The organism is Sphingobium sp. V4 (genome assembly GCF_029590555.1).
GTDB lineage: Bacteria > Pseudomonadota > Alphaproteobacteria > Sphingomonadales > Sphingomonadaceae > Sphingobium.
On the sequence record NZ_CP081001.1, the window covers coordinates 1,908,019 to 1,931,870 of the forward strand.

Below are 23,852 nucleotides of genomic sequence, written 5' to 3' on the forward strand. Positions count from 1 at the left end.
CTATGTGCGCGCCAATCATGGCAACCAAAATTCCCGAAGCGCCGAAAGTCGGCATGGTGTCGCTCGGCTGTCCCAAAAATCTGGTGGACAGCGAACGCATCCTCACCAAGCTGCGCTCCGACGGCTATCAGATGTCCGCCGACTATGCCGGCGCCGATGTCGTGCTGGTCAACACCTGCGGCTTCCTCGATTCCGCCAAGGAGGAGTCGCTGGAGGCGATCGGCGAGGCGATCGCGGAAAATGGCCGCGTGATCGTCACCGGCTGCATGGGCGATGAAGCCGCGTTGATCCGCGCCAAATTCCCGCAGGTGCTGGCCGTCACCGGGGCGCATCAATATGAGCAGGTGGTCAATGCGGTGCATGACGCATCGCCGCCCATCCCCAACGCCTTCGTCGACCTGGTGCCCGAAGGCGGGCTGAAACTGACCCCCCGCCACTACAGCTATCTGAAGATCAGCGAAGGCTGCAACCATCGCTGCTCCTTCTGCATCATCCCTTCGATCCGCGGCGACCTCGTCAGCCGCCGCGTCGACGCCGTGTTGCGCGAGGCGGAGAAGCTGGTCCATGCCGGCACGAAGGAACTGCTGGTCATCAGCCAGGACACGTCGGCCTATGGCGTCGACACGCGCCACGAGACGCGCCAGTGGAAGGGCCATGAAGTCCGCGCCCACATGACCGACCTCGCCCGCGAACTGGGCCAGCTCCGCACGGCGGAGGGCCAGGCGCCCTGGGTTCGGCTGCACTATGTCTACCCCTATCCCCATGTCGATCAGGTCATTCCGCTGATGGCCGAAGGGCTGCTGACGCCCTATCTCGACATTCCCTTCCAGCATGCCGCGCCGAGCGTGCTCAAGGCGATGAAGCGCCCCGCCAATGAAGCCAAGGTGCTGGACCGCATCCGCAAGTGGCGTGACATCTGCCCCGACATCGCGATCCGCTCCAGCTTCGTCGTTGGCTTCCCCGGCGAGACCGAGGCGGACTTCCAATATCTGCTCGACTGGCTGGACGAGGCGCAGCTCGACCGCGTCGGCGCCTTCCGCTTCGAACCGGTCGAAGGCGCTGCCGCCAATGATCTGCCCGGCGCCGTGCCCGAAGAGGTCAAGGAAGAACGCTATCAGCGGATCATGGAAAAGACCGCCGCGATCAGCGCCGCCAAGTTGCAGGCGAAGGTGGGCCGCGTCCTGCCCGTCATCCTCGACGAGGTCGGCGAACCGGACGAAGACGATGGCAGCATCGGCGCGACCGCACGCAGCCAGGCCGACGCGCCGGAAATCGACGGCAATGTCTTCCTGCGCGACGTGGGCGAAGGGCGGAAGCCCGGCGACATCTTCGACGTCATGATCGAGGATGCCGACGAGCATGACCTCTACGGCGTGCCGGTGGACAGCATCGCGTAACGATTGGCAAGCGGAGCGTCGGCGGCATAGTCTGCGCGCAGCACAGGGCCGAGTCGCGTGCCGGCCCTGCATCGCTGTGGGAGAGATGCCATGCCCCGTCGTGCCGTCCTTGCGTCCTGCCTTGTCATCGCGTCCGGCCTTGCCGCGCCCGCCCCGGCGCAGGACAAGAGCGTGCCCGAAGCGATCATCTACCGCGATCCGGGCTATCGCGGGCCTGCCGCGGCCCAGTCCCGCGCCGATCCCGACCTTCGCCTCGCCTGGCCGGTCCACAGCGTGCGCGTGCAACGCGGGACGTGGGAACTGTGCAGCCTGCCCAATTTCCGCGGCACCTGCTTCGCTACCAGCCAGAGCCTTGCGATCATCGGCAACCGGCTGGGCTTCGGCAATCGCCTCGGCTCGATCCGCCCGGCCCTGCCCGACGGCGGACCAGGTGGCGAATGGGGCGGCGGCAATCTGGCACCGGGGACCGGCCGGTCGCTGAGGGGGATGGCGGCGCAATTCTATCCGGATCCGACCTTGCGCGGGAAACGCGTCCTCGCCTGCCCACAGGGCGCGGCGACGAGCGCCTGCGCTGCACGGTCGGCCGACGAATTCTGCTCACGCTCGGGCTGGACCGCCGCCGCACGGGAAGCGATGGAGACGGTCAACCGCCGCGTGTACCTGGCCGACGTGCTGTGCAGCCGGACGGGCCGATAGAGCCAAGCGCTTGATCCGCAGCGTCATCGTGCCGCGATGAAGCCGTCCTGATATTCGGTCTTGATCGCCCCGCGCATCGCCGCATCGACCGGCAGCCGCACCTCATAGCTGCCCTCCGCATAGGGACCTGCGCTGTAGGGGCCGATCACCACCACCACGGCGTCGATCAGCTTGCCGTCCTTCGATGCGGGCACCAGCAGTTGCTCCATCGGATCGATGCACTGGGTGAAGTCGTCGTCCCCGCGCACCACCGGCGCACCGCGCTTTTCCGCGCGCTGATTGTCCAGTTCGGCGCAGAATCGATCCCTGATCGCGGCGGCAAAGGCGGCCGGGGTGGTCATCACCGCCTTGATACTGGTTTCCCGCTTGCGCGCCTTGTCCCACAGCAGCCCGTCATAACCGGTCATGCCATGCGCGCCGCCGGTATAGACATAGGTCTGCGACTGGAGCGACAGAAAGCGCGGCGTATCGGCCGCGACGGTCCATCGTGTTTCCAGGCTGTGCGGACGGAAGGGGTAGCCCGATCGTTTCGCCGACGCGCTGTCCTCCCGCGCCATTTTCAGCGCATCCGCCTTGGACGACGCCGCTTCCTTGCCGAATTTATCGACCAGGAAAGGGATCGCCGCCGCCTGCGCCGGATAGGCGTAGGCAAATTCGAGAAAGTCGGTCTTTTCCTCCTCCTCGAAGGGTTCGGCAGGCGGCGCCGGGGGTGGCGCGCCCGCCATGCGGTCGGCAAAGCGGGTGGCCGCGACATTGGCTGCTGCATTGTCCGCCGCGACGTCCTGCGCGGGGGAACAGGCGCCAAGCGCCAGCACCGCCGCCGATAGCAGCCCCCCGCCCCGCATCAATGCGCCTTGGCCGCGCGGCAGCGTTCGCCGATCGCCTTGCGCGCATAGTCGCTGTCGAGCGCACGGCCGGCATTGGACCAGCCCTCCGCGATCAGCGCGGCCTGGACCGCATTGCTATTGTCGAAACGGCCCGTGTCGGCCAGCGCATAGGCCCGCGCCCGCGCAGCCTGAAGACTGCGGTCGTCACCGTGAATCATGATCCTTCTCCTTCTCATTTTCTGCCCGCAAATCTAGGCTTCTCCGGCCCGCAGCGCAAAGGAAGAAAGGGCCGGTCGTGCGCTGCGGACGATGAAAATTTTGGCTTTCCATGGCCGATCTCTTTCCCCTACATCCGGCCCATGACCGAATTTTCCGACCTGCTCAAAGCGGACAACCAGCAGCCCGCCCGTTCGATCCACCTGGTCGAAACCAAAGGCGTCGAGGCGTGGCTTTCGACCCAGCCCGACCGGGTGCGTGCGCTCGTCGCGGCGCAGCGGTTCAAGGGCAAGGCCGGCGAGCAGGCGATCCTGCCGGGCGATGGGGACGAGTGGTCCGTGGTGGCGGGCGTCGCCAGCAAGGACGCGCTGGGCCCCTGGTGCCTCGCCCGCCTGGCCGAAACATTGCCCGAAGGCTGCTACAGGCTGGCGGAAGGTACGCCGGGCGCCGCGGCGCTGGGCTGGCTGACGGCGCAATATCGCTTCGACCGTTATCGCAAGGATGAGGCATCCACCGGCCCGCGCATATTGCTGACCGGCGGCGTCGCGCAGATCGACCCGGTCGTGCAACTGGCGACGGCGGTGGCGCTGGTCCGCGACCTCGTCAACACGCCCGCCGCCGACATGGGGCCGCCCGACCTGGAAGCCGCGGTGGAAAAGGTCGCCAGATCCTTCGGCGCGGCTGTCAGCGTGACGCGCGGCGATGCGCTGGAACAGGGCTATCCGATGATCCATGCCGTCGGCAAGGCGGCGGACAAGGGCTTTGCCCCGCGCCTGATCGAACTCACATGGGGCGATCCCGCCCATCCCCGCGTCGCGCTGGTCGGCAAGGGCATCTGCTTCGACAGCGGCGGGCTCGATATCAAGCCGTCGTCGGGAATGCGGCTGATGAAGAAGGATATGGGCGGCGCGGCCCATGCGCTGGGCCTGGCGCAACTCGTCATGGCCGCGCGCCTGCCGGTGCGGCTGCACCTGCTGATCGCGGCGGCGGAAAACGCCATATCGGGCAACGCCTTCCGCCCCGGCGACATATTGCGCACGCGCAAGGGGCTGACCGTGGAGATCGGCAATACCGACGCCGAAGGGCGGCTGGTGCTGGGCGACGCTCTGACCCGCGCCGGCGAGGAGAAGCCCGAACTGCTGATCGACTTCGCCACCCTGACCGGCGCGGCGCGCGTCGCGGTCGGCCCGGACCTGCCCGCGCTCTTCGCCAATGATGACGGGGTGGCGGCGGAGATGGCGGCGCTGGGCGCCGAGATCGACGACCCGACCTGGCGCCTGCCCTTGTGGGACGGCTATGCCGACATGCTGAAATCAGACGTGGCCGACATCAACAATGCCGGCGAAGGCGGTTTTGCCGGAGCGATCACCGCCGCGCTGTTCCTCAAGCGCTTCGTTCCCGAGGATACGCCCTGGCTGCACCTCGACACCTTCGCCTGGCGCCCGTCAGGCAAGCCGGGGCGGCCCAAGGGAGGCGAGGCGCTGGGGATGCGCGCGGCCTTCCGCCTGCTGCAAAGGCGATACGGCAGGGACGGTTAGGCGCTGCGACAAAGCGCCGATCCGTTACGCAACCGGATTGGCCATTGCGCGTTACGTCCACATGACCGCGCAGATCGCCAAAGAATCGCTTGCCGAAACCGACCGTCCGGGACTGCAACCGCTGCGTCAGTGGATGCGAACTCTGGTCGACTATGTCCGCTCCGGCAAGCCTGACCTCACCAACCGTCAGATGGCCCTCATGATGACGGTCTATATCGGCAACGGACCGCATACGGTGCGTGGCCTGGCGGAGGCGTTGCACGTCTCCAAGCCGGTCATCACCCGCGCGCTGAACAAGCTTTCGGCGCTCGGTTATCTGCGCCGCGAACGCGATGTGGCCGATCGTCGCAATATTTTCATCACCCGGACCCCAAAAGGGGCGGAATTTCTTGACGCCTTTCACCATTTCATCGCAGGAACCGCGCGCGATGAACGGCTCCAACACCCCTCAGCGGAACGCACCGCCTGAAAGAACCCGGTTCAAGCTCGACGGCCGCTCCGTCGCGCTCGACCGTCGTGTCCACGCGGCGCGCGGCGACCTCGCCGACCTGGCGCTCGCCGGTACGCTCTTTTCCGCCCATTATGCCCGCGCCGTCCCGTTGACATGCGTCGCGCCGGGGACGCCGATCCTGTCCGCCGCCTCGCCCACGTCCGAAGCGGTAAGCGAGTTGCTGCGCGGCGAGGTCTTCCACGCGCTCGACGTGATGACCGACTGGGCCTGGGGCTTTTGCGGTCATGACGGCTATGTCGGCTATGTCCGCCGCGACGCGCTGGATGTCGAGGAAAAGCCGACCCATCGCATCATCGCGGGCGCGGCGCCGCTGTTCGCCGCCGCCGACATCAAGTCGCCCATCGCCGACTACTGGCCGCGCGGAAGCCGCTTCTCGGGCGAGGCGCAGGGCGACTTCATCGCCTGCGCCGAAGGCTTCATCCATGCGCGCCACGCGGTCGCCATCGACGAACGTCCACAGGACTGGGTGGCCGTAGCCGAGGCCTATCTGGGCCAGCCCTATGTGTGGGGCGGGCGCGGCCATCGCGGCATCGACTGTTCGGGGCTGGTGCAGGTGGCGCTCGGCGCGGCAGGCATGGCCGTCCCGCGCGACACCGACCTGCAATGCGAAGGCATCGGCGCGCCGATCGGCAGTGATGCCGCCCTCCAGCGCGGCGACATCATCTTCTTCCCCGGCCATGTCGGCATCATGACGGACGGCAGGACGCTGCTCCACGCCAATGCCCACTGGATGGCAGTGGTGCGCGAGCCGCTGGCGGACGTGGTGGCGCGCCTTGTCGACACGCATGTCCAACCCATCATCGCGCGGCGGAGGATCGGCGCATGACCACCAGCATTTTCATCGACGGCGGGCATGGCACCACCGGCATCGAGATTGGCGACCGGCTGGCCGGCCGTCCCGAACTCTCGCTCATCACCGTTCCGGAAGAAAAGCGCAGGGATGCCGGCGCGCGCCGCGACGCGCTGAACGCCGCCGACATCGTCATCCTCTGCCTGCCCGACGACGCCGCGCGCGAAGCCGTGTCGTTGATCGACAATGGCCGCACCCGCGTCATCGATGCATCGACCGCGCACCGCGTCGCGGACGGGTGGACCTACGGCTTCCCCGAGCTGGAACCGGGCCACCGCGGTCGGCTGGCGGACAGCCGCTTCGTCGCCAATCCGGGCTGCTGGCCGACCGGCTTCCTGGCGCTGGTCCGTCCGCTCGTGCTGGCCGGGCTGCTGCCGGCCGACTGGCCGGTGACGGTGTCTGGCGCGTCCGGCTATTCGGGCGGCGGCAAGTCGATGATCGCCGAATATGAAGGCGACGCCGGCGCGCCGACCGCCTTCCGCCCCTATGGGCTCAACCTGGCGCACAAGCATGTGCCGGAAATGACCCGCTATTCGGGCCTCGCCCATCCGCCGTTGTTCGCACCGGCGGTGGCGGACGCCTATCGCGGCATGATCGTCGAAGTGCCGCTGCAACTGCGGGCGATGCCAGGCGCGCCTTCGGTCGTCGCCATCCACGACGCGCTGGCCGCCGCCTATGCGGAATCGCCGATCGTCAGCGTCGCCACGCTGGAAGACAGCGCCGCCATGGGACAGGTGCATCTGGAGCATGTCGGCGCGACCGACCGGCTCGCCCTGTTCGTGTTCGGCAATGAAGAGCGCGGCCAGGCCCGACTGGTCGCCGCGCTCGACAATCTGGGCAAGGGCGCGGCGGGCGCCGCCGTCCAGAATCTCAACATCCTGGCCGGCCTGCCGGAAATAGCGGGCCTGCGCCTCTGAATCTCAGGGTCGATCGACCCTAGTGGATAGTACCCAGCGGCTGGTCATGGGCGAGCACCACGATCAGCCGCTCGATCTGTCGCCAGTGGCAGAAGTGGACATGATTGCCCTGGTCCAGGCTGTGGTCCGCCCGCGCCGCGGCTTCGTAGCCGGCATGGTCGCCGAACCGGCTGATCAGCTCGGCAGCATCCTCATAGCTCTTGCGGTTCGCAAGATATGGCATCTGCATGATAACCCCCGACTTGTGCGCCCCTGATTGGAACCACGGTTCAATCACCATGCCAGTTGCCGCCTTTGGCCGTCCGCGCCGGACACGAGGGTGAATGGCCGGTTAGGCAAGTCCCACAGTCGGACATATGTCCCATAGCAGGACAGGCTGTCCCGAAACGGACCGGCATCCAATGACGCTGGCTTTACCGTCCGTGCCATGGCAAGGACGGCCCATGAGCAAGGGCAGGCATCATCCCACCGGCGCGGGCGCGATCATCGCGCTGCTGATCCTGGGCGGCGCGATCGGCGGCGGCATGTTGGGGCAGCCGAGCATCGGCCTGCTGGCGGGCGCGGCTGCGGGCGTGCTGATCGCGCTCCTCCTCTACCTGCGCGAACGCGGCAAATAAGCGCGAAGCGAGGCGCCATCCGCCTTGCCCGTCGAACGGCGCCCGCATAGATATGGGCGCATGAACAAGCACATCATCGTCCTGCCGCTCATTGCCCTGGCCCTGGCCGGAGGCGCCTTCCTCTACCTTGCGCAGGGCGACACCGCGCGCCTGCCCGCTGGCGCCGATACCGGCCGGGAACCGGCATTCACCAGCCCGCGCAGCGAGATGCTGCCCACGATCAACATCGCCGAGGTGAAGCCGTGGCAGGGCGAGGCCAGGCCGGTGGCGGCCAAGGGGCTGGCCGTTGCGCGCTTCGCCGATGGCCTTGCGCATCCGCGCTCGCTGCTGCGGCTGCCCAATGGCGACATTCTGGTCGCCGAAACCAACAGTCCGCCCCGCCCCAAGGACGGCATCGTCCAGCGGGTGATGAACTACCTCATGAACAAGGCGGGCGCGGGCGTGCCCTCGGCCAATCGCATCACCCTGCTGCGCGACGTCGATGGCGATGGCCATGCGGAAACCAGGACGGCCTTCCTTACCGGCCTCCATTCGCCCTATGGCATGGCGCTGCTGGGCGACACCCTCTACGTCGCCAACACCGATGCGGTGATGGCTTTCCCCTACAAGGAAGGCGACACGAAGATCACGGCCAAGGGCCGCAAGATCATCGACCTGCCCGCGCAGGCGCCCAACCAGCACTGGACAAAGAGCCTGGTGGCCGGTCGCAACGGCCTGCTCTATGTCGGCATCGGCTCCAACAGCAATATCGGCGAGAATGGCCTGGAAACGGAGCGGAACCGCGCCCTGGTGATGGAGGTCAATCCCAGGACCGGGTACAAGCGCACCTTCGCTTCGGGCCTGCGCAATCCGGTCGGCCTGGCGTTCGAGCCCAAGAGCGGCGCGCTGTGGGGCGTGGTCAATGAACGTGACATGCTGGGTAGCGATCTGGTCCCCGATTATCTCACCCGCATCGAATTCGGCGCCTTCTATGGCTGGCCCTGGAATTACTGGGGCGGCTATGAGGATCGCCGCGTCCAGCCGCAGCGCCCGGAAATCCGCGAATATACCAAGCGTCCCGATTATGCGCTGGGCAACCATGTCGCGCCGCTGGGCCTGACCTTCGCCGACAAGGTGCAACTGGGCGCGCCCTATACCGATGGCGCCTTCGTCGGCCTGCACGGCAGCTGGAACCGCAAGCCCGCCGCCGGTTACAAGGTCGTGTTCGTTGGCTTTGCCGATGGCGAGGCAGGCAAGGCCAAGCCGGTGGACGTGCTGACCGGCTTCCTCGACAAGGATGGCGCGGCCCAGGGACGCCCGGTCGACGTCACCGCCGACGCGAAGGGCGCGCTGCTGGTCAGCGACGACGTCGGCGGCGTGATCTGGCGCGTGACGAAGGCGAAGTAAGGTCGATCGCATCCGTTCGTTCGAGCGCGTCGGGCCGCATTTCCCGGCTTCGCTCGACACGAACGGAAATGTCAGATCGTCACCCCATTCCGTCCGGCCAGCTCGACCACATATTGCCAGGCGACACGGCCCGACCGGCTGCCGCGCTGGGTCGCCCACTGGATCGCCTCCAGCCGGTCGAAATCGAGGCCCAGCCTGCCCGCATAGCCGCTGACGATCGCAACATAGGCATCCTGGTCGATCGCATGGAAGCCGAGGCTGAGGCCGAACCGGTCCGACAGCGCCATCTTGTCATCCACCACGTCGCGCGGATTGACCGGGTCGTCCTGCTCCGACAGGTGGCGCGGTACGATATGGCGCCGGTTCGAGGTCACATAGAGCCGCACATTGGCCGGCCGCGCCGCCGTCCCGCCCTGCAACAGCGATCGCAATGCCCGCGCATCGCCCACCCCCTGCTCGTCAAAGCCCAGATCGTCGAGGAACAGAATGAACGGCCGCGTCGTGCCGCGCAGCAGCGAGAAAAGCCGCGGCAGGCTGGCCAGCTCGTCGATCGCGCATTGCAGCAGCGCGACATCCTGCCCATCCGCCTGCAACCGGCCGACAACCGCCGCCACCACCGCCGACTTGCCGGTCCCCCGCGCGCCCCACAGCAGCACATCATGCGCGGCATGGCCGGCGGCGTGGCGGCGGGTATTTTCCAGCAGCGACCCCTTCTGCGCATCGATCCCGCTCAGCAGGTCGAATTCCACCGGCGCGAACGCTTCCACCGCATGGATCGCATGGCCGTCCCAGACATAGGCGGGCGCTGTCGCGAGATCGGCGGAAAGAGGCGGCGGCGGCGCGAGCCGTTCCAGCGCCTCGGCAATGCGGGTCAGAAGTGCGTCGGTCATGACGCGGGCTTAATCGGCGATCCCCGCAGCGGCAAGCGGCGGCTATGTCATTCTCCTGTCGCAATGGCCTTTTACTCGCCTGAATCGGGGACTATATCGCGGGGACCGTGACCATCGCCAATCCAGCCTATTCCACCCGATCCTGCCGCTATGGCGCAGAATCGCTGCGCGAAGCGGCGCTGCTCATCCGCGCCGGCGAGCCTGTCGCCGTGCCAACCGAAACCGTCTATGGCCTCGCCGCCGATGCGACCGACAGCCATGCGGTCGCCGCGATCTACAGCGCCAAGGGGCGGCCCAGCTTCAATCCGCTGATCGTTCATGTCGCCGATATCGCCATGGCACGCGCGCTGGCGGACTTCTCCCCCGTGGCGGAGCGGCTGGCCGAGCGTTTCTGGCCCGGCCCGCTCACCCTGGTGCTGCCCGTCCGCGCCGACACCGGCCTGTCGCCGCTCGTCACCGCCGGCCTGCCCACGGTCGCGCTGCGCCTGCCCGCCCATCCGGCGATGCGCGCGCTGATCCGCGAGAGCGGCCGCCCGCTGGCAGCGCCTTCGGCCAACCGCAGCGGGTCGATCAGTCCGACGCGCGCCGAGCATGTGCTCGCCAGCCTCAACGGCAAGGTGCGGATGATCCTGGATGAGGGGCCGACGAGCGAGGGACTGGAATCGACCATCGCCGCGCCGGAAACCGAGCGTGTCCGGCTGCTGCGCCCCGGCCCTATCACCGCCGCCATGCTGGAGGAGGCGACCGGCCTGCCCGTAACGAGCGCCAAGGGCGACGCCAAGATCGAGGCACCCGGCCAGCTCGAAAGCCATTATGCGCCATCCAAGCCGGTACGGCTGGACGCGCTGCGGGCCGAGGCCGACGAATATCTGATCGGTTTCGGCCTGATGCCCTGCAACATCAACCTCAGCCCCGAAGCGGACCTGCGCGAAGCGGGCGCGGCCCTGTTCGCCGCCCTCCACATCGCCGACGCCAGCGCGGCGGCCCGCATCGCCGTCGCGCCTATCCCGAGCGAGGGCATCGGGGCGGCCATCAACGACCGATTGAAGCGCGCAGCGGCCTGAACGCCCGCGACCGTTTCTCCTACCCGCGCGGGACGGACGGCGTTGGCCATCCGTTCGTTTCGCGCGGGGGGAAGGCGGTCAGAACAACTGGTCAGTCACAATTGTCATACCCCGCCTCGCGGCACTGCCTGCGCCGCTCCTTGTCGGCCTTTTTGCGCTCGCGGCCCTCGCGCGCTTCCTGCTCGCGCATCTTGCGACCATAATTGCGGTCCGCTTCGTCCTGGCTGGTGGTGGTCCAGTCGACCACCTGCGCACCCGCGCGCACCGGCGCGGTCACGACGCTCGCCACCGTCCGCACGCAGCCAGGTAACGCCAGCAGGATCAGCGGCGTGGCCAGCAATAACGACTTCCTCATTTTCGTCCCCGACTAGTTGTTCCGGGCGTCCCTAACATGGTTCGGATGAACCGCCGACTAAGAACGCCGCAAAACTCGACTGCCCGTCCACATCGGACAGGAAGCCGACAACGCCCGTCAGTCTGGCGCGTCGTTGCCGGTGACGCCAGCCTCCACCGGCATGACGGAACATGGTCGTCAACGGAGCGTCGTCGCGGCGCCCTACCCCTCGATCCGTTGCGCGAAACCCTTGCGCAGCTTGGCCAGCTTGGGCGGGATCACGGCCATGCAGTAGGGGTTCTGGTCCCCGACCCGGTCCCAATATTTCTGGTGATAATCCTCGGCCGGATACCAGGGCGCGTCCGGCTCGATCGCGGTGACTATCGGGTCGGACTGATCCGCCTGCGCCCGCTCGATTCCCGCACGGGCCTCGGCCTCCTGCGTGGCCGAATGGGGGAAGATGGCCGACCGATACTGGGTGCCGATGTCGTTGCCCTGCCGGTTCAGCGTCGTCGGATTATGCGTCGCGAAGAAGATGTCGAGCAGGTCGGCATAACTGATAACCGAAGGATCATAGGTGATGCGGATCGCCTCTGCATGGCCGGTCGCGCCCGAACAGACCTGTTCATAGGTGGGGTCGGGCAATGTGCCACCGATATATCCGCTCTCCACCGCCTTCACGCCCCTGAGATTCTGATACACCGCTTCGGTGCACCAGAAGCATCCCCCGGCAAGTGTCGCGATTTCTTCGGCCATTGGTCCATTCCTTGTCTGCGTGAGGCGCCCAGATAGGAAGGATCAGGCCGCGGTTCCAGCCTCCTTCGCAGCCGCGTCCGCCTTGGCGCGCTCCTCTGCCACCAGTTCCTTGCGCGAAAGCTTGCCGACCAGCGTCTTGGGCAGGTTCAGCCGCACCTCCACCTCGCACACACGCTCATGCTTGCCGAGTTGGGGATTGAGCCATTCCTTGAGGCCCGGCCCGTCGATTTCCGCCGCCTCGTTCAGCGTTACGAAGGCCTTGGGCTGCTCGCCGCGATAGCGATCGGGCACGCCGATCACCAGCGCCTCCTTGACCGCCGGATGATGGTAGAGAACCTGCTCCACCTGGCTGGGGAAGACCTTGAAGCCACCGACCGCGATCATGTCCTTCAATCGGTCGACGATCTTCACATAGCCGTCCTCGTCGATGATGCCGACGTCGCCGGTGCGGATATAGTCGCCGATGAACACTTCGGCGTCGGCGTCGGGCCGGTTCCAATAGCCTTTCATGATCTGCGGCCCGGCGAAGAGCAGTTCGCCCGGCTCGCCTTCCGGCGGCGGCCTGGTCGGATCCTCGCGGTCGACCAGCTTGACCCGCGTGCCCGGCACCGGCTGGCCCACCGTGCCGCTCTTGTTCAGCCCCTCATAGGGATTGGTGCAGACGATCGGACTGGTTTCGGTGAGGCCATAGCCTTCGATCAGCCGCGCACCGGTCGCCGTCTCGAACTTCTGCTTCAATTCCAGCGGCAGGGGGGCGCCGCCCGAAATACAGGCCCGCAGTGACGAAAAATCGATGTTGCGGATCGCGGGATGGTCCAGCAGCGCCTGGAACATGGTCGGCACGCCGGGCAGCGAGGTCGCCTTGACCCGCTGCACCGCCGCCAGCACCTGCGCCGCGTCAAAGCGCGGCAGCATCACCATCTCGCCACCATTCACCACCGTGCGGTTGAGGGTGCAGGTATTGGCGAAGACATGGAAGAAGGGCAGCACCGCGATGATCCGGTCAGCCTCATGCTGGTGCGGGTCGATCGCCTGCGCCTGGCGGGCGTTGGCGGTCAGGTTCTGGTGGGTCAGCATCGCGCCCTTGGGCGTCCCGGTGGTGCCGCCAGTATATTGCAGCAGCGCGACGTCGTTCACCGGGTCGATCTCCGCCACGGCGCAGTCGCCCTTGTTGCCCATGAACCGGTCGTAGCGGATCACCCGCGGATCATCCGGCAGGGGCGTGCATTCGCTCGCCTTGAACCAGCGGAACAGCAGCGACTTGACGGGGGAGAGCATCTCCGCGACCGTCCCGACGATCAGCGTTTCGAGCGTGCTGTGTTCCAGCACCTGCAGCGCGGTCGGCAGCAGCGCCGTGGCCGACAGGGTGAAGAGGATCCTGGTGCCGCTATCCTCGACCTGATGCTCCAGTTCGGCGGCGGTGTAGAGGGGCGAGAAATTGACGACGATCGCGCCGGCCATCAGCGCGCCATAATAAGCCGCGACATAATGGGGGGTGTTGGGCAGGTAGAGACCGACCCGATCGCCCTTCTTCACGCCCATCGCCTGCAATCCGCAGGCCACGCGCCTGATCTGGTCGAACATCTCGCCATAGCTGAACTTGCGGCCCATGAAATCGATCATATGGGCCTGCGGATGCGCCATGGCGCTGTCCGTCACCATCTGCCCCATCGACAGCGGGGGGAAGGTCTGGTCCCAGCGGGTGGGATGACGATATCGGTCCTTCAGGATCTGTTCTAGGCTCTCCATGGCCCGAAGTGTATGGCGATCATTTACTTTACGCAAGCGTCAACCAAACGAAAAAGGGCCGCACCGAAAGCCGGCGCAGCCCCTGGAATTTCGCGTGTCGCCGGCGGCTGCGATGCCGCCGCCGGTGACGCTACGGCTTCACGCCGCGCCCTTGCTGCCGCTGAACGGATCGAGGATCGCGGCCGCGCCGGAAATCAGCTCGGACTCGCTCCTGAGCGCTTCCTCGGCGCGGCGGGCGGCGTCCTGGCGTTCGCGGCGCAGTTCCTCGATCAGCGCCTCGCGGTCGCCGTCCAGGCGCGAATCGGTGGGGGCCTCGATGCCCGCCTTCTTCGCGGCCTTGGTCACGAGCGAGTCCAGTTCGCGCTGCGAACACAGGCCCAGCGTCACCGGATCCTTGGGCACGATGTTGCTGATGTTCCAGTGGGTCCGGTCGCGGATCGCCGCGATGGTCGTGCGGGTGGTGCCGATCAGCTTGCCGATCGCGCCGTCCGAAATCTCCGGATGGTTGCGCAGGATCCAGGCGATGCCGTCCGGCTTGTCCTGGCGCTTGCTGACCGGGGTGTAGCGCGGCCCCTTGGTGCGGCGGACCGGCTCCGGCCCCTTCAGCATCTTGAGCTTGTAGTCGGGGTTGCTTTCGCCCTTGTGGATCTCCTCCATGGTGATCTCATGGGCGCGCACCGGATCACGGCCGGTATATTTGATGCTGGCGGTATCGTCGGCGATCGCTTGCACTTCGAGGATATGAAGCCCGCAGAATTCGGCGATCTGGTCGAAGCTCAGAGCGCTGTTGTCGACCAGCCAGCTGGCGGTCGCATGGGGCATGAGAGGCTGGGACACGGGGTCATCTCCGGCACGTAAAAACGATAAGGGCCGCCCAATCAGGGCGGCCGCGACGGGTCAGAGATAGTCCATCCCGGCCCCTGCGGCAAGGAAATCCGGCAGGGAAAAGCGTCAGGCGGCGCTTTCTATGGCCTCCGGGTCGATTTCATGCAGGCCGGACAGGAATTCCCGCGCGCTGCGCTCCCAGCTGAAGCTGCGGCCATAGGCGGCGCATGTCCGCCGGTCGCGCGTCAGCGCCCCGGCGATGGCCTGCCCCAGATTCTCCGACAGCGACCCGGTTTCCGGCGTGACGATGTCTATCGGCCCGGTCACCGGATAGGCCGCGACCGGCGTGCCGCAGGCCAGCGCCTCAATCATCACCAGCCCGAACGTATCGGTGCGGCTGGGAAAGACGAAGACGTCCGCTCCGGCATAGGCGCCCGCCAGATCCCGGCCGAACATCGCCCCCAGGAAGCGCGCCTGCAGCCAGGCCCGCTCCAGCGCCACGCGCGCCGGACCGTCGCCCACCACCACCTTGGTGCCCTCATGGTCGGTCGCCAGGAAGGCCTCCAGATTCTTCTCCACCGCGACGCGCCCGACATAGAGCATGATCGGGCGCGGCAGGCCGGCGAACAGGTCCGGCGGGGGCGCATCGGGGGTGAAGGCGGCCAGGTCCACGCCCCGGCCCCAAGGGCGCACATTGGCGACGCCATGAGCGCGAAGCTGCTCGCGCACCGATCGGGTCGATACCAGCACCGCCTGCGCCGGCCCGTGGAACCAGCGGATATAGCGCCAGAACCAGGCGGCGGGCAGGCCGGTGCGCTGCGCCACATAATCGGGGAAATGGGTGTGATAGGCAGTGGTGAACGGCAATCCGCCGCGCAGGCACCAGCGTCGTGCCGCCAGGCACAGCGGCCCTTCCGTCGCCAGATGCACCGCGTCCGGCCGGAAGGCGGCGATCGCCTGCCCCACCACGCCGGAGCGGACCAGAGCCAGCCTGATCTCGGGATAGGTCGGGCAGGGAATGGAGCCATAGAGATCGGGCGAGATCACCTTGACCACATGGCCCATCCGCTCCAACTCGGCCTGGATCGTCTGCAAGGTCCGCACCACGCCGTTGACCTGCGGGCTCCAGGCATCTGTGACGATCGCTATACGCATGGGAATTGCCCTTCACTCATGGCTTGGTGCCGCTGCGTCAAGCCGCCATACGCGCCTGCGCGCTGCGCTCGGCCCGTTCGCGCGCGGCGATCTCGTCGGCCCAGTGCAGCACTTCCATCCGCCCGTCGCCATGTTCGACCAGCGCGGTGCAGCCCTCCACCCAGTCGCCGTCATTATAATAGTCGATGCCCGCAATCTCGCGCATCTCGGCATTGTGGATATGGCCGCACACCACGCCGTCGACGCCGCGCGCGCCGGCTTCATGGGCCACCACTTCCTCGAAGCGGGAGATGAAGGATACGGCGTTCTTGACCTTGTGCTTGGCCATCTTGGAAAGCGACCAATAGGGCAGCCCCATGCGCTGCCGCACCGCATTCACCACGACATTCAGCCGCATCAACGTGGTGTAGGCGGCGTCGCCGACGAAGGCGAGCCAGCGATGCGCCAGCATGATCGTGTCGAACTCGTCGCCATGCAGCACCAGCAGTTTGCGGCCATCGGCGGTCTGGTGGATAGCCTTGCGCCGGATTTCGACCCCGCCGAAGCTCATGCCGGTGAACTGCCGGAACATCTCGTCATGATTGCCGGGGATATAGACGACCCGCGTACCGCGCTTGGCCCGCTTCATCAGCCGCCACACCACGTCATTATGGCTGGCCGGCCAGTAAAAGCGCTTCTTGAGCCGCCAGCCGTCGATGATGTCCCCGACCAGATAGATGGTGTCGCTGTCCACATTATCCAGAAAGTCGATCAGCATCGCCGCATTGCAGCCACGCGTGCCGAGGTGGATGTCCGAAATCCAGATGGTGCGATAACGGCGCCGCTGCCCTTCCCGCTCGGGGATATGAAAGCGGTCGTCGGCGCCCTCCTCTATGTCCCCCAGGAAGGGCAAGCGCGTAATGGCGTTCATGATGCGGTCCCCAAGACATGTGTCCTCGGGAGTGAATCCTTAAGCCCGCAATGTTACAAATTCGCAGGGATTATGACGGAAATGCTACGGTTTTCGGGGGTTTCGAGACCTTAGACGCCGTGGAGTGATCGCCGCCAATTCAGTTCACTTCGTCGTTCCCGCGAAGCCGGGACCCCATCTCCACCCCTCACCTTGGCGACATGGCCGGAGATGCATCCCCGCCTTCGCGGGGATGACGATGAAAGATCAACGGTCAACATTTTCCGCAATGCCCAGCAGCGCCGAGATCACTGCGACTACCAGCAACTCTATCGGCGTCGCGATCAGGCGTCCACAACCGCCATCCGTCAAACGACCAGCACGATCTTCCCGAAATGCTCGCCCGCGTCCATGCGGGCGTGGGCCTTGGCCGCGTCGGCCAGCGCGAAGCGCTGGTCCATCGCCGGGCGCAGCTTCCCCTGCCCCACGAAGGACCATACCGTCCGCATCAGCTCGTCCGCGACCAGGCTCTTGAACCCCACCGATCGCGCGCGCAGCGTCGATCCTGTGATCGTCAGCCGCTTCGTCATGACCGCCGGGATGAAGATGCTGGCCTTCGCGCCGCCCAGCACCGCGATCGATACATGCCGTCCGTCGTCGGCCAGACAGTCCAGGTTGCGCGGCACATAGTCGCCGCCGACCATGTCCAGCACAGCCTGGCACCCCTGCCCCTCGGTGATCCGCTTCACTTCTTCGACAAAATCCTGCGTGCGATAGTTGATCGCATGGCTCGCGCCCCATTCCAGCGCCTGCGCGCATTTCTCGTCGCTGCCGCAGGTCACGACGATACGGATGTCGAACAGCCGGCACAGGGTGATCGCCATCGTCCCGATGCCGCTGGTGCCGCCATGGACCAGCACCGTGTCGCCTTCCACAACATAGGCGCGCTCGAACAAATTGGTCCACACGGTGAAGAGCGTTTCGGGCAAAGCCGCCGCTTCGACCAGGTCATACTCGTCGGGCACCGGCAGGCACTGGCCCGCGGGCGCCACCGCATATTCGGCATAGCCGCCCCCGGCCAGCAGCGCGCAGACCTTCTGCCCGACCAGCATGTCCGCGCCGCTTCCGGCCGCGACGATCGTACCGGCCACTTCCAGCCCGGGAATGTCGGAAGCCCCCGGCGGCGGCGGATATTTGCCCTGCCGTTGCAGAACGTCGGGCCGGTTCACGCCCGCTGCCGCGACCTGGATCAGCACCTCGCCGTCGCGCGGAACAGGCACCGGCCGCCGTTCCGGCACCAGTGCCTCCGGTCCGCCGGGCCGGGCGATGCCGATCGCCGTCATCTCGCCTGGCACCGCAAATTCCATCGCCATGATCGCCGCCCCCGAAGCCGCACTTATGCTGCGCCGCACCAAAAACATACCGCGATGCGCGCGCCCTTATTGACAGAGTGGCCCGCAGGGTCAACATTGGCCTTCATGGACTTGGATGACAATCTGCCACGCAAGGGAGATGATCCGCTGGCCCGCCTGCTGACACAGGATCTGGGGCCGCTGTCCGTTGCCGAACTACACGCCCGGATCGCCACGCTGGAAGCGGAAATCGCGCGATCCAGGGCAAGGATTGAAAGCGCCGTTAACCACAAGGCAACCGCCGAGGCGCTATTCAAGCGATGAACCGGCGACCGGCCCCCAGCGCCCTCCAGGGCTTCTTCGGGCTTGGGCAGTCTGGCAATTCCGCTGATCGGGCGGCACGCCTTGATCATGCGTCGAGCAATGCCGACATGAGGTTCAAGGTCGCTCCCTGTCGGGAGCTTGGAGTAAGATAATATGCCTTCATTCGCACCCGCCCTTGAAACCACCCTGCACAACGCGCTGACCCATGCGTCGGAGCGCAAGCATGAATATGCGACGCTGGAGCATTTGCTGCTCGCGCTGATCGACGATGAACATGCGTCGAAGGTGATGCAGGCGTGCGGCGTGGAACTGGGCGAACTGGGCGACGCCGTCACCCATTATCTCGACACCGAACTGGACAGTTTGAAGGTCGAGGGGTCGAGCGACCCGTCCCCCACCAGCGGTTTCCAGCGCGTGGTCCAGCGCGCCATCCTGCACGTCCAGTCGTCCGGCAAAGACGAGGTGACGGGTGCCAACGTCCTGGTCGCGCTCTTTTCCGAACGCGAATCCTATGCCGTCTACTTCCTGCAACAGCAGGACATGAGCCGTCTCGATGCCGTCAGCTATATCAGCCACGGCGTCGGCAAGGGCACGCCCACGCCCGAGCGTCAGGAAACCAAGGGCGCTGCCGAGGAGGAAAAGAAGGTGCAGGACGGGAAGGCCAAGAAGGACAGCGCCCTCGAACAGTTCACCGTCAACCTCAATGAAAAGGCGGATCGCGGCAAGGTCGACCCGCTGATCGGCCGCACGGCCGAGGTGGAGCGGACGATTCAGATCCTGTGCCGCCGCTCCAAGAACAACCCGCTCTATGTCGGCGACCCCGGCGTCGGCAAGACCGCGATCGCGGAAGGGCTGGCGCGCAAGATCGTCGAAGGCGACGTGCCCGACGTGCTCAGGGAAGCGGTCATCTACTCGCTCGACATGGGCGCGCTGCTCGCCGGCACCCGCTACCGCGGCGACTTCGAGGAGCGGCTGAAGGCGGTCGTCACCGAACTGGAAAAAATGCCGCACGCGGTTCTCTTCATCGACGAGATCCATACGGTGATCGGCGCGGGCGCGACCAGCGGCGGCGCGATGGATGCGTCGAACCTGCTGAAGCCCGCTCTGTCGGGCGGCACGATCCGTTGCATCGGATCGACCACTTACAAGGAATTCCGCAACCATTTCGAAAAGGACCGCGCCCTGCTGCGACGGTTCCAGAAGATCGACGTCAACGAACCGACGATCGACGATACGATCAAGATCCTGACCGGACTCCGCACCGCGTTCGAGGAGCATCACCATGTCAAATATACGCCGGACGCGATCAAGGCGGCGGTGGAGCTTTCGGCGCGCTACATCAACGACCGCAAGCTGCCCGACAAGGCGATCGACGTGATTGACGAGGTCGGCGCGATGCAGATGCTGGTCGTGCCGTCCAAGCGCAAGAAGACGATCACGCCCAAGGAGATCGAGCAGGTCATCGCGACCATGGCCCGCATTCCCCCCAAGACGGTGTCGTCCGACGACAAGAGCGTGCTGGAAAGCCTGACCACGGACCTGAAGCGCGTCGTCTTCGGCCAGGACAAGGCGATCGAGGTGCTGTCGTCCGCGATCAAGCTGTCGCGCGCGGGCCTGCGCGATCCCGACAAGCCGATCGGCAACTATCTCTTCTCCGGCCCCACCGGCGTCGGCAAGACGGAGGTCGCGCGCCAGCTCGCGACCCTGCTCGGCATCCCGCTCCAGCGGTTCGACATGTCGGAATATATGGAACGCCATTCGGTCAGCCGCCTGATCGGCGCGCCTCCGGGCTATGTCGGCTATGACCAGGGCGGCCTGCTGACCGACGCCGTCGACCAGCAGCCGCACAGCGTCCTGCTGCTCGACGAGATCGAGAAGGCGCACCCGGACCTGTTCAATATCCTGCTCCAGGTGATGGACAATGGCCGCCTGACCGATCATCACGGCAAGACCGTCGATTTCCGCAACACCATCCTCATCATGACCACCAATGCCGGTGCGTCGGACATGGCGAAGGAATCGATCGGCTTTGGCGAACTGACGCGTGAGGATGTGCAGGAGGATGCGGTGAAGAAGCTCTTCACCCCGGAATTCCGCAACCGCCTCGATGCGATCGTGCCCTTCGGCTATCTGCCACCGGAAATCGTCGCCCGCGTCATCGACAAGTTCGTGCTGCAACTCGAACTGCAACTGGCCGATCGCGATGTCCACATCACCCTGGACGAGGACGCCAAGGCGTGGCTCACCAAGAAGGGCTATGACAAGCTCTATGGCGCGCGCCCGATGGGCCGCCTGATGCAGGAGAAGATCAAGCAGCCGCTGGCCGAGGAACTGCTGTTCGGCAAGCTGGTCCATGGCGGCGAGGTCCATGTCCGCATGAAGGACGAGGCCCTGGCCTTCGAAATCACCCCGGCAGCCCCGAAAAAGGGCAAGAAGGGCGGCAAGGCCAAGGCGTCGGAAGGCACGAAGTAAGCGCGATTACAGTCGCAAACGAAAAGGGCGGCCCGCTTGTGGCCGCCTTTTTTTTGCCCGGCCTCAGCGTCTTGGCCAGATCGTCAAATACCGTTCTGGCTCGCAATATCTCGGGGCAACATCGGGCCGGTCCTCCAGACATCGTAGCGCGAAACATATATGGTCCTGAGGCAACAAAGGGCGAAGGAAGGTGGAACGATTGCCCTATTGCGCGCCTCCGATGCGAGGCCGCCTTCGCTGGCAGCACGCAAATATTTCGGCGGCTTCATCATGTCATTTCGTCATCGGCGGACGATCCGCATGCTTCCCCATCGCCCTTGCCCGAGAGCGCGGATCGCGAAGAGACAGCCAGCTCATCTGTCTCTCCCGCACTTGCCACATGGCTCCGCAGCTGCGAAGCAATAGCATGGAATGCGGAAGTCCGCGCTACTCGGCACAGGAATATCCATGCGGCGGCATCTTTACCTCATCGCCGGCTCTATCTCGATCAGTCTTGGCCTGATCGGCATATTCCTGCCGCTTCTCCCTACCGTGCCCTTCATGATCCTCGCCGCTTTCTGCTTCGCACGCTCCAGCCCACGCCTTGAAGCAAAGCTGCTCGATCACCCGCATTTCGGCCCGCATATCCGGAGCTGGCGCGAACGCGGCGCAATCAGCCGCCGGGGCAAGAAAGCCGCGCTCGCTGCTTTCGCCTTCAGCGCGCTGCTGGCATTGCTCCTGTCCCCCTGGCCCTGGTATCTGCTGCCCATCGCTGCCGCTCTGGTAGGCGGCGGCTGGATCTGGACACGGCCGGAAGCCTGAAACATCCTGCACAAGGCGGAAGCGGTTTTCCGCGAGAATGATGCGACAAGAAGCCGATAGCGCGCGGTCCCGCGTCGGATGTGGCGCAGCGCGCGCCCGGCGATCATCATGCCGGCACGACGCGGTAAAATTCCAGCCCTGGCGAAAATCTCGGCTATCGCCTCATGATCGACGGAGATGGCCGAATTCCGGCTCCACAGCGATGGCGGACATGCGGCGGCCACCATCCGCTGCTTCCCCTGCGCCAATCCGGCGTCGGCTGAAACCTATCGCCCGCCGTCTCCCCTCGCGCGAGCGTCAAGAACATCCCCCCGCCCCGTCGCCCGCAGGGTACAAGACTCCGCACCGATCTGCGGGATGACGCAGCACGGCACGGCACGGCACGGCACGTGCACCAGCCTGTCCAAATCGCGCGCACAACGAAAAAGGGGCCAGTCTTGCGACCGGCCCCTCGTCCTTCATCCATCCCCGAAAGGATAGGTGATCTGATTACTGACCCGAACCCGGACCGTAGCTGATTTCCACGCGACGGTTCTGGACTTCGCGGACGCCGTCGGCAGTTTCGACGCGCGGCTGCGATTCACCGAAGGCCTGGGTGGTCATGACACCATCCGGGATACCCTTCGAGGCCAGATAGGCCTTGGTGGCGTCAGCGCGGCGCTGCGACAGGCCGACGTTGTACGAAGCCGAACCCGACTTGTCCGCGTGGCCGGCCAGCATGACCTGGGCGCTGCCGCAGCTGCTGTAGGCCGAAACCGCATTGTCCAGAATGGTGGCGGCGTCAGGCGTGATGTCCGACTTGTCCCATTCGAAGAAGACAATGTACGGCCCAGGCGCACACTCGGCTGCCGGCGGAGGCGGCGGAGGCGGCGGGGGCGGCGGGGGCGGCGGCGGCGGAGGCGGAGGCGGCGGAGCCGCTTCAGCCGGAGCGCCGAAGTTGTAGGTCAGGCCGAGCAGCAGGCTGTGCGTGCGCAGCTTGGTGTCTGCGGTCGAACCGGCGGGGCCACCAATGGTGGTGTAAGCCGGGATCAGCTTGATGTCGTCCTGGTTGAAGAAGCGATACTTCAGCGAGACATCGACATTGTTGGTGACCGGGTAGCGAACGCCCGCGATCGCCTGCCAGGCGAAGCCGGTGTCGCTGTCATTCACCAGGTCGTTGGCCAGCTTGCCGCGCGACACGCCGACACCGCCGCCGACGAAGCCCTGCAGGCCGTCATCGGGACCGAAGTCGAGCAAACCGTTCAGCATGAACGACAGGGCAGAGGCCGCGCCGCCGAAGCCGCTCTTGTCGAGGTCGACCTTCGCGCGCTTGTAGGCAGCTTCGGCTTCCAGACGGAAACCGCCGAAGTCGTAGCCGATGTTGGCGTCGAAATCATAACCCTTATGGTAGTCCACGCCCGAAATGGTATTGCTGGCGGCACCAGCGTTACCGGGGGTGAAAGTGATGTCCTGGTCTTCGACCAGCAGCACGCCGGCGTCTACGCCAACATACCAGCTGTCATCACGCGCCAAGGCCGGGGTGGCCAGGGCTGTGGTCGCAAGCGCAGCCGCGAGGGCAAGCTTCCGCATTTGAATTCCCCTTTCAAAAGTGTCACGAAGGACTGCTGAAACCCTGTATCGGCAAGAAGGTTTCATGGCAAGTCCACAATTAGTGAAACCGTTGCAAAAATAACGCAGTAGAGCCTTGTTTCGGGGTCCGGCAGGCTATTTCGAGGATCGTTAAGACTATAATAGCCATGATCCCCAAACAAATCGAGATTATGACAAAATTACGTATATATGAGCCCATGTGCTCGCAGCGTCGCTAGTATCGCCTGAATGGTATTTCTGGCCTCGACGTCAATCAAGCTCCCTCCCGACGGGTCCGGGATGACGGGCTGGCGCACCCCTATCACCTTCTCGCCCTCCAGATAAAGCCCGTCGCTCCTCAGCGGAGCGTCACTCCATTCGGCGCCATCATGGCACAGTTCATGCCCCCGGTCCGCAATCGCCATCCGCGCGCCCGCCTGCGGCGCCACGAAGCGCCATCCGCCCTCGGTCCAGCAGGCGATATTTTCCTCCTGCCCGATCCACGCGCCGCTCGCCCCGGCAGCCACGATCCAGCATTGCCCGATCGCCGGACCGGCGGGCGGAACCGCCAGGTCGGCGCTCTCCGCCCGCCCGTGCAACAGCGCGTCGATCCGCACCAGCGCCTCGTTGTGGAACATCTCCTTCTGGGCCTGCCCGGCCAACAGCAGCGGCAGCGCCCAGCGCGGTGTCGTCTCCATGCCCATTTCCCGTTCCTCC

Annotated in this window: 25 protein-coding genes; 12 read left to right on the forward strand and 13 right to left on the reverse strand. The window is 65.8% G+C overall.

Features of this window, described 5'->3' with window-relative positions:
* Positions 1–2: 2 nt before the first annotated feature.
* Complete coding sequence (rimO, locus tag K3M67_RS09420) at positions 3–1,397, forward strand: 30S ribosomal protein S12 methylthiotransferase RimO (protein WP_285831348.1); 1,395 nt, start codon at positions 3–5, stop codon at positions 1,395–1,397.
* Positions 1,398–1,487: 90 nt separating this feature from the next.
* Entirely contained in the window at positions 1,488–2,093 is a 606-nt protein-coding gene (locus tag K3M67_RS09425) for a beta/gamma crystallin-related protein (protein WP_285831349.1), read from the forward strand.
* 23 nt (positions 2,094–2,116) lie between these two features.
* Here K3M67_RS09425 and K3M67_RS09430 read toward each other — a convergent pair whose 3' ends face one another.
* Together K3M67_RS09430 and K3M67_RS09435 are read right to left on the reverse strand one after the other, a co-directional pair.
* Positions 2,117–2,938: a DUF4163 domain-containing protein gene (locus tag K3M67_RS09430; protein WP_285831350.1), complete on the reverse strand. Its 822-nt coding sequence runs from the start codon at positions 2,936–2,938 to the stop codon at positions 2,117–2,119.
* Entirely contained in the window at positions 2,938–3,138 is a 201-nt protein-coding gene (locus K3M67_RS09435) for a hypothetical protein (protein ID WP_066862717.1), read from the reverse strand. The genes K3M67_RS09430 and K3M67_RS09435 overlap by 1 nt, the downstream gene beginning before the upstream one ends.
* 141 nt (positions 3,139–3,279) lie before the next feature.
* On the opposite strand from K3M67_RS09435, the gene K3M67_RS09440 reads away from it, so the two are divergent.
* The 4 genes from K3M67_RS09440 to argC all read left to right on the forward strand — a co-directional run bounded on the left by K3M67_RS09440 (position 3,280) and on the right by argC (position 6,952).
* Positions 3,280–4,674 (forward strand): leucyl aminopeptidase family protein, encoded by a 1,395-nt coding sequence (locus K3M67_RS09440; protein WP_285831351.1) that lies wholly within the window; start codon positions 3,280–3,282, stop codon positions 4,672–4,674.
* A 61-nt stretch (positions 4,675–4,735) separates the two neighbouring features.
* Positions 4,736–5,143 carry a MarR family winged helix-turn-helix transcriptional regulator gene (locus K3M67_RS09445; RefSeq protein ID WP_066862711.1) on the forward strand — a complete coding sequence of 136 codons (408 nt, stop codon included), beginning with the start codon at positions 4,736–4,738 and terminating at the stop codon, positions 5,141–5,143.
* Positions 5,103–6,011, forward strand: a complete 909-nt coding sequence (locus K3M67_RS09450; protein WP_285831352.1) for a C40 family peptidase — start codon at positions 5,103–5,105, stop codon at positions 6,009–6,011. The genes K3M67_RS09445 and K3M67_RS09450 overlap by 41 nt, the downstream gene beginning before the upstream one ends.
* On the forward strand, positions 6,008–6,952 hold the full coding sequence (gene argC / locus K3M67_RS09455) for an N-acetyl-gamma-glutamyl-phosphate reductase (protein ID WP_066862705.1): 945 nt from the start codon (positions 6,008–6,010) through the stop codon (positions 6,950–6,952). The genes K3M67_RS09450 and argC overlap by 4 nt, the downstream gene beginning before the upstream one ends.
* A 19-nt stretch (positions 6,953–6,971) precedes the next feature.
* Here argC and K3M67_RS09460 read toward each other — a convergent pair whose 3' ends face one another.
* On the reverse strand, positions 6,972–7,181 hold the full coding sequence (locus tag K3M67_RS09460) for a hypothetical protein (protein ID WP_232313868.1): 210 nt from the start codon (positions 7,179–7,181) through the stop codon (positions 6,972–6,974).
* 214 nt (positions 7,182–7,395) lie between these two features.
* Here K3M67_RS09460 and K3M67_RS09465 point away from each other — a divergent pair, with 214 nt between their 5' ends.
* On the forward strand, positions 7,396–7,569 hold the full coding sequence (locus tag K3M67_RS09465) for a hypothetical protein (RefSeq protein WP_198162983.1): 174 nt from the start codon (positions 7,396–7,398) through the stop codon (positions 7,567–7,569).
* A 60-nt stretch (positions 7,570–7,629) separates the two neighbouring features.
* Positions 7,630–8,955 carry a PQQ-dependent sugar dehydrogenase gene (locus tag K3M67_RS09470; protein ID WP_285831353.1) on the forward strand — a complete coding sequence of 442 codons (1,326 nt, stop codon included), beginning with the start codon at positions 7,630–7,632 and terminating at the stop codon, positions 8,953–8,955.
* Between the two features lie 71 nt (positions 8,956–9,026).
* On the opposite strand, the gene K3M67_RS09475 is transcribed toward K3M67_RS09470, so the two are convergent.
* Positions 9,027–9,845 (reverse strand): ATP-binding protein, encoded by an 819-nt coding sequence (locus K3M67_RS09475; protein WP_285831354.1) that lies wholly within the window; start codon positions 9,843–9,845, stop codon positions 9,027–9,029.
* A gap of 107 nt (positions 9,846–9,952) precedes the next feature.
* On the opposite strand from K3M67_RS09475, the gene K3M67_RS09480 reads away from it, so the two are divergent.
* Positions 9,953–10,909 (forward strand): L-threonylcarbamoyladenylate synthase, encoded by a 957-nt coding sequence (locus tag K3M67_RS09480; protein WP_285831355.1) that lies wholly within the window; start codon positions 9,953–9,955, stop codon positions 10,907–10,909.
* 91 nt (positions 10,910–11,000) lie between these two features.
* On the opposite strand, the gene K3M67_RS09485 is transcribed toward K3M67_RS09480, so the two are convergent.
* The 7 genes from K3M67_RS09485 to K3M67_RS09515 form a co-directional block, all read right to left on the reverse strand.
* Positions 11,001–11,264 (reverse strand): hypothetical protein, encoded by a 264-nt coding sequence (locus tag K3M67_RS09485; protein ID WP_066862693.1) that lies wholly within the window; start codon positions 11,262–11,264, stop codon positions 11,001–11,003.
* Between the two features lie 201 nt (positions 11,265–11,465).
* The gene (msrA, locus tag K3M67_RS09490) at positions 11,466–11,999 is read right to left on the reverse strand and encodes a peptide-methionine (S)-S-oxide reductase MsrA (protein WP_285831356.1); all 534 of its coding nucleotides are present in this window, start codon (positions 11,997–11,999) and stop codon (positions 11,466–11,468) included.
* A 42-nt stretch (positions 12,000–12,041) separates the two neighbouring features.
* Positions 12,042–13,748, reverse strand: a complete 1,707-nt coding sequence (locus tag K3M67_RS09495; protein WP_285831357.1) for a long-chain-fatty-acid--CoA ligase — start codon at positions 13,746–13,748, stop codon at positions 12,042–12,044.
* 138 nt (positions 13,749–13,886) lie between these two features.
* Positions 13,887–14,570, reverse strand: a complete 684-nt coding sequence (locus K3M67_RS09500) for a DUF1013 domain-containing protein (RefSeq protein WP_066862683.1) — start codon at positions 14,568–14,570, stop codon at positions 13,887–13,889.
* 129 nt (positions 14,571–14,699) lie between these two features.
* Entirely contained in the window at positions 14,700–15,728 is a 1,029-nt protein-coding gene (locus K3M67_RS09505) for a glycosyltransferase family 4 protein (protein ID WP_285831358.1), read from the reverse strand.
* A gap of 37 nt (positions 15,729–15,765) precedes the next feature.
* Positions 15,766–16,638, reverse strand: a complete 873-nt coding sequence (locus K3M67_RS09510; protein ID WP_066862677.1) for a UDP-2,3-diacylglucosamine diphosphatase — start codon at positions 16,636–16,638, stop codon at positions 15,766–15,768.
* Positions 16,639–16,985: 347 nt separating this feature from the next.
* Positions 16,986–17,990, reverse strand: a complete 1,005-nt coding sequence (locus K3M67_RS09515) for an NAD(P)H-quinone oxidoreductase (RefSeq protein WP_157102612.1) — start codon at positions 17,988–17,990, stop codon at positions 16,986–16,988.
* A gap of 105 nt (positions 17,991–18,095) precedes the next feature.
* On the opposite strand from K3M67_RS09515, the gene K3M67_RS09520 reads away from it, so the two are divergent.
* The 3 genes from K3M67_RS09520 (at position 18,096) to K3M67_RS09530 (ending at position 21,566) form a co-directional block, all read left to right on the forward strand.
* Entirely contained in the window at positions 18,096–18,293 is a 198-nt protein-coding gene (locus K3M67_RS09520; protein WP_066862673.1) for a DUF1192 domain-containing protein, read from the forward strand.
* A 153-nt stretch (positions 18,294–18,446) separates the two neighbouring features.
* On the forward strand, positions 18,447–20,765 hold the full coding sequence (clpA, locus tag K3M67_RS09525) for an ATP-dependent Clp protease ATP-binding subunit ClpA (RefSeq protein ID WP_066862672.1): 2,319 nt from the start codon (positions 18,447–18,449) through the stop codon (positions 20,763–20,765).
* 447 nt (positions 20,766–21,212) lie between these two features.
* Positions 21,213–21,566, forward strand: a complete 354-nt coding sequence (locus tag K3M67_RS09530; RefSeq protein ID WP_066862669.1) for a YbaN family protein — start codon at positions 21,213–21,215, stop codon at positions 21,564–21,566.
* A 489-nt stretch (positions 21,567–22,055) separates the two neighbouring features.
* Here K3M67_RS09530 and K3M67_RS09535 read toward each other — a convergent pair whose 3' ends face one another.
* Both K3M67_RS09535 and K3M67_RS09540 read right to left on the reverse strand, forming a co-directional pair.
* Positions 22,056–23,135, reverse strand: a complete 1,080-nt coding sequence (locus K3M67_RS09535; protein ID WP_285831359.1) for an OmpA family protein — start codon at positions 23,133–23,135, stop codon at positions 22,056–22,058.
* A gap of 200 nt (positions 23,136–23,335) precedes the next feature.
* Positions 23,336–23,833: a DUF2793 domain-containing protein gene (locus K3M67_RS09540; RefSeq protein ID WP_502958877.1), complete on the reverse strand. Its 498-nt coding sequence runs from the start codon at positions 23,831–23,833 to the stop codon at positions 23,336–23,338.
* Positions 23,834–23,852: the final 19 nt, after the last annotated feature.